Source organism: uncultured Winogradskyella sp., from assembly GCF_937958655.1.
In the GTDB taxonomy this organism is placed as follows: domain Bacteria; phylum Bacteroidota; class Bacteroidia; order Flavobacteriales; family Flavobacteriaceae; genus Winogradskyella.
On the sequence record NZ_CALGNH010000041.1, the window covers coordinates 23,399 to 35,189 of the forward strand.

The window sequence follows — 11,791 nt, forward strand, 5'->3', positions numbered from 1 at the left end:
AAGTGATTTTAGTGTTTTCATGGTATTTTTATTTGGTATAAAGCTAGGTTTTAATTTGTAGTGGTACTATACGTATAACTACGTAATTTTTATTTTTTTAGTTAGTTTTTCCATAGGTGTTTTAAGGTTGATCATTGTGTGAATCTTTATGCATGTTTAGCCCTGTTCACGCAGGGCTTTTTTTATTGTGTAAAAAAGCTGTCAAAACGCCCTTCGGTTATTTCAAATGTTTCCTCAGTGCTAGGAATTTGTATAGTAAATTCAAATAGCGCAGAAACAATATTTGAATTTGTATTAAAATTGGTAAACACAATAGTACCATCTGCTAAATTGGTAGTGATAAAATCTCCAGAAATATCATCAAGATTTATTTCACCGTAAAATTGCATATCAGTGTTTTCGTTTAAATCAATAGGCGTATTAGTAATTATTTGACTATTATTTGAGCCTATAATTATTTGTGATAAGTTTGCTTGTTCATTATCTGATCCTATCCCAAAATAATACTCACCATCCACGAGTTGATAAAAGCAGTTAAAGAAGCCAGAGTTGTCCACAAAGGGCTCGCCGTTAACTAGGCAGCCAAAGGTGCCCTCGCCCGTTTGGGTTGCTGGTGGCAATTGGTCTATTGGGTCGGTTGGGCCAGCATCGTCCTCGTCCTTTTTGCAGGATATAAAAGTCAAAAGACAGAGCAGTAAAATTGTAAAGATTCCTCGACAAGGCTTCGACAGGCTCAGCCTGACAGTTCGGAATGACAGAATAGTTTTCATAGTATAATTATTTGGGTTTGGGATAATATAGTGGTTTTCAGTGGGTTTTGTTTACGGTTTTTCCGTACTTAATGTTATGGTTGTGTTAGTTATATGGGTTTTGTGGCATTAAAACGGTCGCGTGCTCAGTTGTAGGCATAACGGTCAAAGGTTGGTGTATAGGTGGTATCTGCAACCACCTTGCCCATAAAGAGTGTTTTATGGATACTGTCCAAAATGTTGGTATCAATATAAGTGGTGTAGTTAACCACACCGTTATAGGCTTGTGTATCGGTAAATTCTATGGCATAATCTGGCAATATGCCTGACTGTATTTTGCTTTTGTCCAGATTGTAAATATAGGTTTGATACTATTTTTCTATTGATTATCAATATGCATCTGTGTGCGTTTAGTTGTCGTTCAAATAGTGCCAAGATTAATGCCTTACTATACGTGTAAGTACACATTAATATGAGTTTAAATATGGTCTTAAAAGGAAACTTAATAAGACTTAGTTATTTAACTGAAGCTTTCTTTTTAGGCATTGGGCCTCTAAGGTGAATAATAAGGCCGTTAAGAAAGTTTCTAAGAATTTGATCGCCGCACTCCATATACTTTGGGTGATCTTCTCGCCTAAAAAAAGCGTTAAGCTCACTTTTAGAAATCCTAAAATCGACCAGAGCTAGAATCTTAACAATATCTTCATCGCGCAGTTTATGGGCGACTCTAAGTTTTTTAAATATATCGTTATTGGTCATTTATAGCTTTTATCTTAATGTATTTACTTTCGATCATTTGAGGTGTGATTTTGTTTCATAGTTTTACTGTTTTTATTAAGCAGAACAGCTGTCTTACCTAGTCAATACTGCTATTTCAGCTTGATGAACGATTAAAAATTCCGACAAAGTACCTAAAATTTTTCGACAAGATACATTATATCAACGACAATAAAATAATAAGTCGTTTTAACTTTACCATATATTAAAACTCCCTCTAAATCATGATCAACCGTGCAGAAAAATTGAGCTTGCTTTCCGAAATGATTGCTTTTGCCCAAACCGATGATAACATAAAATCCATAGAATATAATTTTCTCTTTAGTATTGCTAAACAGTTAGATATATCTAAGGAAGATTTTGAATACCTCTTTGAACATCCTGTGACTTACGTACATTTAAAGTCGCATAGCGAGCGTATCGTTCAGTTTCATAGATTGGTACTGCTTATGAATTTAGATCACAAGGTGATGCCAAAGCAATTAATTAAAATTCATAATTTTGGATTGCGTATGGGATTAAGTCATGAGTCTATTAATCGTGTTTTGGATTTAATGGACAGCTTTCCTAATAAAATTGTTCCGCCAGATTTTTTGATTGATATTTTTAAGGTACAGTATAATTAAGTTAAACTCTAAATTTAAAAGCCTGATAGGCGAATTAAATTTAGTTAGTTGAACTTATCCCGATGACTATCGGGATCTCATAAATTTCTCCAATTATTTAGAAAACAAAATTGAAAAGCAATGGATGTTTTTCTTCAAACTTCTTATTAATAATAATGAGATTGCTTCGTAATTCGTACCTCATTCCTCGCAATGACGTGGCTAACTCTATTTTGCTTAATCATAGTTTAGTTGAAATCTAATCCACCAATTCACCAATCCACCAAAATAATTACTTCACTTTTAGCTTTTCCAATTTACTCTGATAAGCTGTAATTTTATCTCTAAAACGCGCAGCTTCAATAAAATCTAAAGCTTTGGCAGCGTGTTCCATTAGTTTACGCGTTTCTCGTATTTTCTTTTCGAGCTGTGATTTGGTAAGGTATTCGCTTTCTGGTTCGGCAGCCAGTTTAGCTTCTAATTCCGTTTTATAGGTACTTACTGAATTTTTTGCTAAGGCACTATCCATACTTTTGTTTAGCGCTTTAGGTGTAATGTTGTGCTTTGTGTTGTATTCAATTTGTTTTTGGCGTCTGTACTCTGTTTCGTCAATGGTTTTTTGCATACTTTTAGTAATGTTATCTGCATACATAATGGCCATACCATTTAGATTTCGAGCTGCTCTACCAACCGTTTGAGTTAAGGAACGGTTAGAGCGCAAAAAGCCTTCTTTGTCTGCGTCTAAAATGGCAACTAAAGATACCTCTGGTAAATCTAAGCCTTCACGTAATAAATTAACGCCAACCAGTACATCAAAAATGCCTTTACGCAAATCTTGCATAATTTCTACACGCTCTAAAGTGTCAACATCACTGTGAATATAACGGCATCGAATTGAAATTCTGGTGAGGTATTTTACCAATTCTTCTGCCATACGCTTGGTAAGTGTTGTTACTAAAGTACGTTCGTCTTTATCTACTCTTGTTTGGATTTCTTCAATAAGATCATCGATTTGATTAAGGCTGGGTCTAACATCTATAATAGGATCTAATAAGCCTGTTGGTCTAATGAGTTGTTCAACATATACGCCATCTGTTTTTTGCATTTCGTAATCTGCTGGTGTCGCAGACACATAAATAACCTGATTTTGCAAAACCTCAAATTCTTCAAATTTTAAAGGCCTATTGTCCATAGCTGCAGGTAAGCGGAATCCGTATTCTACCAAGTTTTCTTTTCGGCTTCGGTCACCTCCATACATGGCATGGACCTGAGAAATGGTGACATGGCTTTCATCTACCACCATTAAATAATCATCAGGAAAATAATCTAATAGGCAGAATGGTCTGGTACCAGGTGCTCTACCATCTAAGTACCTGGAGTAGTTTTCAATCCCAGAACAATAGCCTAGCTCTCGTATCATTTCTAGATCAAATTCTGTGCGCTCTTTAAGGCGTTTAGCTTCAAGATGTTTACCAATGTCTTTAAAATAATCGTGCTGTGCTACCAAATCATCTTGAATATCTTTAATAGCGTTGTTTAAAACATCGGGTGATGTTACAAACATATTGGCAGGATAAATATTTAATCTGTCGTAGCGTTCTAAGATTTCATTAGTATGGGCATCAAAAGCTTCAATTTCTTCAATTTCGTCACCAAAAAAATGAATTCTGAAAGCATTGTTGGCATAACCAGGAAATACATCTACGGTATCTCCTTTTATTCTAAAGTTTCCATTTTTAAAGTCTGCTTCGGTACGAGAATACAAACCCTGTACCAATTGGTGTAATAGTTTGGTTCTGGAAATAACCTGATCGCGTTCAACAGTTATAACATTCTTTTGAAATTCCACAGGGTTTCCGATACCGTATAAACAAGACACTGAGGCAACCACCAAAACATCTCGTCGACCTGAAAGTAGTGAAGATGTTGTGCTTAAACGCATTTTTTCAATCTCTTCATTTATTGAAAGATCTTTTTCTATATAAACACCAGAAACAGGGATATAAGCCTCAGGCTGATAGTAATCATAATACGACACAAAATATTCTACAGCATTTTCTGGAAAAAACTGTTTAAATTCAGAATATAATTGGGCTGCCAAAGTTTTGTTATGTGCCAAAACTAAGGTTGGTCGTTGCACTTCTTCTATAACATTGGCCACAGTAAAGGTTTTGCCAGAACCTGTAACGCCAAGCAGTGTTTGGTAAGGTTCCCCTTCGTTGATGCCTTTAGATAATTTTTTTATGGCTTGTGGCTGATCACCGGTGGGTTTAAACTCTGATTTTATTTTAAATCGCATTTTGCAAAGTTACGATAAAGATTATCGTTTTTCAATCAGCGACGTATCGCAAAATGCCCTTTAACTTCAAAGGATTGGGTGCCACGTTTTACTTCTGCCAAAAACCAGTAATCACTTGCGGGTAATTTTTGCCCATTAAACGTACCGTCCCATCCTGGCGTATCATGTCTTAATTGGGTTAGTACTTTACCATAGCGATCAAAAATATGTATGATCGTACCTGGTAAGGTTTCGACTCCTGCAATATGCCAAGTATCAAACTGCCCATCGTTGTTTGGTGTTATATGTTTTGGGTAATCTATTACCAAAACATCTCTAGTTACCTCCGAACAACCATTGAGATCTATAATTGTAAGGATATGGTAGCCCATAGCCACGTTTTGAAATACGTTGGATTCTTGTGGTTCGCCATCGTCTAGTTGGTAAAGGTAATTGCCAATACCACTTATGGTAATAGTTATATTGTTTGGATCCGAAAAATCAATAACCTCCGTGGCTTCTATGGTTGCCGCCTCAGATACTGAGACATTAAAAATGCGTGTGGTTTCGCAGCCATATTGTGTTGTTACTGTTACCCAATAGGTACCTATGTCTTCAATTTCAATTTCTGGTGTTGTTGCGCCAGTAGACCATAAATACTGATCTGTAGCATTATTAGTATTTGCAGATACAATTAAAGGTAGATTATCTAAACATATTACTTGATCTTCAATATCAATAACAGGTAAAGGATGTACAATAACCGCAAAATCTGTAATACTGTAGCAGCCTGTAGTGTTATTTTCAACTCTGGCATAAATAATCTCGCCATCGTAAGCCGTGTAATCGGTTTCTAATGGAGACCCATTTTCATTAGCTTGTTCTTCGTTATTATGATAAGAAATGGTATAGTTTGATGCATTCTGACCACCAAGAATAGTAGCGTTTTGCGCGGCTAAATTAAATTCTAAAATGCCATCGTCGTCGTCATCGCAGGCTTCTAGTGCGTTTGGTTGATTGGCAATTGGTAATGGATTAACATTAAGGTTAAATTTATAAATTTGATAACAATGTGTCGTGCTAAATTCTACACGTGCAAAAAGAGTATCGTTAGACGATGTGTAGGTGTAATTAGCGTCTAATGCATTTGTGTTAGATATGGCATCTGCTTCGTTGTTGTAATAGCTAAATAAAACATTAAAACTCTCGTCCATTAACGCAGCGTTAATTTCTGTTAGATCAAAACTATTGTTGTCATTTGCACAAATAGTGTAGGTCTGAAAATCAGAAATTACAGGTGGTGTATTTACTATTAAATCTATTGGCACTAGAGCAAAACAGTTAGATATGGTATTCGTTATTTTAATAAATACTGTTTGCGGATTACTCGTATTTGTGTAAGCTTCTGGGTTATTAATAACATTACTATTGGTTTCAGCATCACTTATGCTTTCAAAATAAGAGATGAAGATATCGTTTTGTCTTACATCGAGTATGTCAAATTCAGCTACAGTTAAATCAAATTGTGTAAAACCATCGGTGTCTGTATCACAGGTAGTGATTGATGCAGAGTCATTGACTTCGGGCACTTGTATAACATTTAATTCAAATGATGTTATAGCATTACAAATGGTGCCATTATCTATTTGTGCAAATATAGTTTGAGGATTAGACGTATTGGTATAATCTAAAGGTAAGGGACTAATACTATTTTCTGCATTAAATAGTGAGGTGTAAAATGTAATCGTGAGATTGTCTGCTATACCTTGCTCTATTTCCGAAATTTTTGTTGAAAGGTCAAAGGTTTCAAATCCATCATTATCTATATCGTCACAGACAAACCAATCTGCTGGTTCATTGTAAGTTGGATTAGTACCAACTTCAATACTAAAGCTAGAGGTATCATAACAGGATTGATCTGTAATATTCTCTACTCTTACGTAAATGATCTGTGGTGTACTTGTGTTCTGAAATGCCGTATCCTTGTCAATAGCATTACTTCTGTTATCGGCATCGTTCTGGTTTTGAAAGTACAAGACCTGTTTACCAGATTGTCCATTTAGTATTTCTGCATCTTTGGTGTTAAAAATAAAATCAGCAACACTATCACTATTGTCTTCGCATATTCTATAGTTGTTTATTGCTGTAAAAACAGGAAGCGTATTTACTGTAACCGATAGTACCTCTGTAGTGTGGCAACCTGTTATAGCATTTTCTACACGTATGTAAATAGACTCTGTTTGCGCGTTATAATTCGTTTCGTTTGCAACGGCATTTATTGCATTATCAGCGTCATTTTGACTATTATAAAAGCGTATCTGCCTATCTGTTGTACTACTAACAACTTCGGGAATAATGTTTAAAAGATTAATTGAGAAGAAGCCATCCTGGTTATCATCACAGATAATAAAATCCGATGGAGCAGAGGTTTCAGGTGCTTCTAAAACTGTTATTTCAAAAGAATTTACATCGGCACAGCCTGTGTCGCTGGATTGAATTCTTGGAAAAACCATGAAAGGATTCGTAGTATTTGTATAAAATGTAGGTAATACATTAGTATTGGTTCTTGCATCATCTTCCGAAAGAAAATAGGTGACACTAAATCCAGGTTGACCTTGAGTTACTAAAATATCAAATTGAGATAGATCTGTAGTAGTGAAACCATCTTGATCTTCGTCACAGACCTCTTGGCGGCTTATATCCTGAAATTCTTGGATAGGCACTATTGAAAGTTCAATATCTTCTATGTCCTCACAAGTTGGGCTAGATAAGCTTAAGTATATAGTTTGTGGGTTACTGCTTGGTATAAATGGTATGGTTTGGTCTATAGGATTGATTTGATTATCTCTATCCGCTTCAGTTAAGTAAAATGCTACTGTAATATCAGGTATATCATTAATTATTTCGATAGCAATACTTGCAAAACTAAATTCTTCTACACCGTCATTATCAATATCGCAGGCTGTAATGTCTCTAATGTTAGTAGCTGTTAAGAGTAAGTTGGTATGAATTTCTATTGGTGTTATAGATGCACAACCTGAGGTGTTATTTTCAACACGGATATAAAGGGTTTGTTCATTTGCAAGACTATTTGCATAATTAGTGTCATCGGCTATACTATTACTACCAGAAAGCGCGTCTTCATTAGTTTCATGGAATGTTATGGTTACACCTGTTAGTCCTTGGAGAACATCAGGTATAATAGATGTTAAATCAAAAATAGCAAATCCATCATGGTCGGTATCACAGGCATCTATATAATGATTGTCGGTATTAATTACTGGGTTTTCTAAAACAGCAATATCTAATGCTGTGGTACTGATACAACCCGTCTGTGGGTTTTGCACGCTTACAAAAACTTGCTCATTTAAATTAGTGTTTACATAAGGCATAGGTAGCGGATTACTTGCTATTGAAGCATCAGCTGCTGAGCTATGATAACGGACTTGCAGATTATTTTGACCATTACTAATTTCGTCATCTTTTAGACTTAAATCAATGGCAGTAAAACCATCTGCAGTTTGATCATCGCACACCTCTAATGGTGTTGGATCTACAATGTTCGGTAAAGGGTTAACGATTAAATCAAAGTTTGAAAATGCCAAGCAGCCGTTATCCATATCTTCAATTCTTATAAAAATGGATTGTGGGTTAGATGTATTTTGGATAGATCCTGATAGAGCATTATCACCATTTTGAGCGTCAGTCTCAGTATTATGGTAGGATATGGTATAGTTAGAATTTGGTACAGAGGCTAAAACCTCAGTATTCTTCGTTGTTAGATTAAAGGTTTCTACACCGTTGTTACTTAAATCATCACACAACTCAAAATCTGTAATGGCGCCCGAGGATTGTGTTGAACTCAAGGTAATATTAATATCATCTTCAATAGTACAGGTACTTCCTGAGATAGGAATTTCAATTTCAACACGGTAGTTTCCTGTCTCTTCAACATTAAGTGTCTCCTGAGTTTCCGTTGGTATTAAAACCGAATTTTGATACCATGAATAGACCGCTTGTGGATTTTGTATATCAGCATTTAGTAAAACACTGCTTGCACAGGTGGAAAAATCTTCGCCTAAATCAACCGCAGCATTAAAACTATTGCCCTCTATAAAAACTGCAGAATCGTAATTTTCATCGGTTTGGTCTGCTATGATAAGTTTTATTTGGTATTCAACATTGGGTTGAATATTTGCCGAAGCAGATAAAACGGCTGTTCTACCGTTATAATTGGTATCGCCTAAATTATAACCTTCAAAAAATTGTTCATTTGAGGCATCACAAAAGCCAACAATTTCATCGTGTACAGTAGTTGTATTTACAGGAGTAGAGGTACCAGGTACAACAGCAATATTTGTGTAAGCATTACCAGTGTTGGCTTCTCTAATGAGAAAAGCAAATCCATCGGAGTATTCACAAGGAAAATTTCCAAAGTATTCTTCTGAAGCCAATATATAATTGAATTGTATTTGATTGGCAATTGAAATAAAGTTAAATTCTATTGATGTGGCATTTAAAGTACCCGAAATTGCTAATGTAGATTCTAAGTCTGGATCTGTAGCCCAAGCACTATTACCATCATTTAACACTTCTGTGTTACTGCCATTACCAGCAGAATTTGCGTTACCCGTAGTTAGTACTAAACCATTCTCAAAAGGAAAATTTGATGTGCCGCGCTCAAAATAACCAAAACTACCTAAGCCAACAGTGTTACCATTAACTGGTGATGAAACATTAGATACTTCTACGCAACCTTGTATAAGTGTATCTTCTATTAGGTTTTGCGGAGAGAGGGTATTATTTACTACAATCTGTTGTGCACTAATATAACTACAAACAAGGCATAACGTAACAATAAGGCAGCGTGAGATATAATACATAAGCTAGGTTAAGTTTATAAACATACATTTTGGTATCGATTTGGGGTCGTAACACTTGTATGCTTAGGGGAATCAAACTTAAGTTAATTTAGGTTAAAGTACAATTAAATCCGACGAAAAGCACTAAATGTTAACATATTTGCGTTTAAAACATTTATTCTACAGAAAAAAGACCTCTAAAAAGAGGCCTTCTACCCAAATTGAAATTTCAAAACTATTACATCTGTACGATGCAAATGTCCTTAACCTGAAACTCAATATCGTTATATTTTTTAAATCGAAATAGTCTTATTATGGAGGGAAGTCTTTACAAATACCCGAAAGAAAATACCTATTAATATCTGTAAATTTAAAATTAAATGTCTTGTATTAATTAGACAAAAAAATAAGACGAAGCGACCAAAATATTAACAGTTCTAGTAATTTACGTACACCCAACCTACCATTGGTCGATAATTAGGATCTTTAAGATCTAGAATATAATAATAAGTGCCAACAGGTACAGTTTTACCATGATTGTTTAAACCTCTATTAATTTTTCCGAGCCAAGGTTTATCGTTATTACCTGTAAAAATGATATCTCCATATCGGTTATAAATATTTAATTCGTGTGCTGTAAAAATATCGTAAAGTCCTTGGATATTAAACCAGTCATTATAGGTGTCGTCATTGGGTGAAAAACCACTGGGAACAACAGGTGGACAGTTTTCAATAGTTAACTGAAACTGAAAAATTTCGTAACAAGGTGGAGTTTCCAGTCTTACATAAATGGTTTCAGGATTAATATTATTATTGTAATTAGAAGGAATTAAAATGCCATTAGATTCAAATTCTAAATCATCAAGTGTACGATAAAAAAAAAGATTATTTTCATCAAAATCTAATTCTGCCAAAGCATCAAATAAATTATATGAGCCAGTTTCAAAACCTTCATTACAGCTCAGTAGACTCGGTAAATTCTGGATCTCAGGAATAATAAGTAGTTCAATTTCTACTTGTGTTTCATTATTATTTTCATTGGTCTCAGTTATTGTACCTGTAATGGTACCATCATCGTCCACAATGACTTCAATAATTAGGTTTGGGTCCGTATTTTCAGGTATAATAACTATAGCAGAACCACTTTCGCTTTGGTCAATAGGAATGTCATTTATGGTCTCACTTTGCCCAATGAGTAAATCATCTAGATAAAAAGCTATAGGAGTATTGGCAGGTAAGACAGCAGTACTATTAAAATTATTAACTGTATAATTAAATTCTACGCTGTTATCACCACAGTTTACAATATAATCATCAATCGTAATAGTTGCGTCTGGCAATTGACTATTTAATACTGTTATGACATTATTTATCATTACATAATCCTGACCAGACGTTAACGTAATCGTAGCCGAAGTATCACCAATGTTTATATTATCTTGAATATTATAAACATCAATATCCATATTGTATAAGTTAGATGCGCCTGTAAAACTATTTGTGCCATTAAAAGCATTATTAGCAGGATTTAATGGCGGATTGCTAATGGTATTCCCATTAATTGTCAACTGTTCGTTTACTGCTAAAGCGCTGTCACCTTCCCAAGCAACGAAGCCTATTTTGGCATCCTCATTATCTAAAACATTTAGACTATCGAGCGTTATACTTAAAAATGTTGGAACACTTTGTAGACCGTCATATACATTTAATTGATTTAAGGGTAAATTTTCGTCTTCAAAAATTATGGTTATAGCCCAACCGCCAAAATTAGTTCCCGAAGGACAAAAAGGTGCAATGGTATCAGATAAGTCAAATTCTGAAATGGTGTAAGTTCCGTTTCCCTGAGAAGTTACAATATCCGTAACATCAGCAAATGCTGCAAAAAAAGTTCGAGTTTCATCTAAAGTATCACTAAAGGTGCGTTCCGCAGAAACTGGTATATCATTAATAGTAATATCAAAATCGCCACTGCCGGAGCCAGCCCAATATAAATAAGCGGCTGTTATAGTTTGATCTGCATTTAATACTAAATCCGCGGAAGCACTTGTTAACACATCACAAGGACCAAATGTACCATTCTCTGCTATATTGAGTGTGTTGCCTATGGCTATGTAATCGTATCGACCATTGAATTGCTGAAATAGAGAAATATCTTGGGCAAAGAGAGGGAAAGTCGCATTAAGTACAAGAATAAAAAATATGTAGCTTACACGTTTCAAAGTTTAAAATTTGGTAAAACTAAATTACGGTTTTTAAACTTACCGTTTCAAAGTAAAATGACTGGTAAACGTTCTCCCATCTTGCAGTGTAACTTTAAACCAATAGTCGCTAGTAGGCATTTTATTACCGTTATAAGTGCCGTCCCAACCACGACTAACCGGATCGAGCTGCGTTAAGAGCTTTCCATGACGGTTAAATATGTAAATTTTAGAGCCAGCCTGAAACTGATTACTAATCCCTTTAACCTGCCAAAAGTCGTTTACTGTATCATCATTAGGTGTAAAGAATTTAGGGAATCCA

General features: G+C 35.0%; 8 protein-coding genes. 1 reads left to right on the plus strand and 7 read right to left on the minus strand.

Annotated elements, in window-relative coordinates; translation table 11 throughout:
* Positions 1-182 precede the first annotated feature (182 nt).
* The 3 genes from Q0800_RS08945 to Q0800_RS08955 all read right to left on the minus strand — a co-directional run bounded on the left by Q0800_RS08945 (position 183) and on the right by Q0800_RS08955 (position 1,508).
* Positions 183-683: a hypothetical protein gene (locus Q0800_RS08945; RefSeq protein ID WP_299129004.1), complete on the minus strand. Its 501-nt coding sequence runs from the start codon at positions 681-683 to the stop codon at positions 183-185.
* A 212-nt stretch (positions 684-895) separates the two neighbouring features.
* Positions 896-1,069, minus strand: coding sequence for a hypothetical protein (locus tag Q0800_RS08950; RefSeq protein WP_299129005.1), 174 nt, complete (start codon positions 1,067-1,069; stop codon positions 896-898).
* A 196-nt stretch (positions 1,070-1,265) separates the two neighbouring features.
* Positions 1,266-1,508, minus strand: coding sequence for a DUF1456 family protein (locus Q0800_RS08955; RefSeq protein ID WP_299129006.1), 243 nt, complete (start codon positions 1,506-1,508; stop codon positions 1,266-1,268).
* A gap of 242 nt (positions 1,509-1,750) precedes the next feature.
* On the opposite strand from Q0800_RS08955, the gene Q0800_RS08960 reads away from it, so the two are divergent.
* Positions 1,751-2,152, plus strand: a complete 402-nt coding sequence (locus Q0800_RS08960) for a TerB family tellurite resistance protein (protein ID WP_299129007.1) — start codon at positions 1,751-1,753, stop codon at positions 2,150-2,152.
* Between the two features lie 271 nt (positions 2,153-2,423).
* On the opposite strand, the gene uvrB is transcribed toward Q0800_RS08960, so the two are convergent.
* The 4 genes from uvrB to Q0800_RS08980 all read right to left on the minus strand — a co-directional run.
* Positions 2,424-4,430: an excinuclease ABC subunit UvrB gene (gene uvrB, locus Q0800_RS08965; RefSeq protein ID WP_299129008.1), complete on the minus strand. Its 2,007-nt coding sequence runs from the start codon at positions 4,428-4,430 to the stop codon at positions 2,424-2,426.
* Positions 4,431-4,465: 35 nt separating this feature from the next.
* Positions 4,466-9,292: a choice-of-anchor L domain-containing protein gene (locus Q0800_RS08970; RefSeq protein WP_299129009.1), complete on the minus strand. Its 4,827-nt coding sequence runs from the start codon at positions 9,290-9,292 to the stop codon at positions 4,466-4,468.
* Between the two features lie 416 nt (positions 9,293-9,708).
* Positions 9,709-11,490, minus strand: coding sequence for a gliding motility-associated C-terminal domain-containing protein (locus tag Q0800_RS08975; protein WP_299129010.1), 1,782 nt, complete (start codon positions 11,488-11,490; stop codon positions 9,709-9,711).
* Positions 11,491-11,529: 39 nt separating this feature from the next.
* On the minus strand, positions 11,530-11,791 hold a 262-nt coding region (locus Q0800_RS08980; RefSeq protein WP_299129011.1), incomplete at its 5' end, for a T9SS type B sorting domain-containing protein.

What these genes read in the sequence shown, in the direction of transcription:
- Q0800_RS08955 (WP_299129006.1), bottom strand. Translation starts at nt 1,508, where the DNA reads ATGACCAATAACGATATATTTAAAAAACTTAGAGTCGCCCATAAACTG.
- Q0800_RS08960 (WP_299129007.1), top strand. Translation starts at nt 1,751, where the DNA reads ATGATCAACCGTGCAGAAAAATTGAGCTTGCTTTCCGAAATGATTGCT.
- uvrB (WP_299129008.1), bottom strand. Translation starts at nt 4,430, where the DNA reads ATGCGATTTAAAATAAAATCAGAGTTTAAACCCACCGGTGATCAGCCA.
- Q0800_RS08970 (WP_299129009.1), bottom strand. Translation starts at nt 9,292, where the DNA reads ATGTATTATATCTCACGCTGCCTTATTGTTACGTTATGCCTTGTTTGT.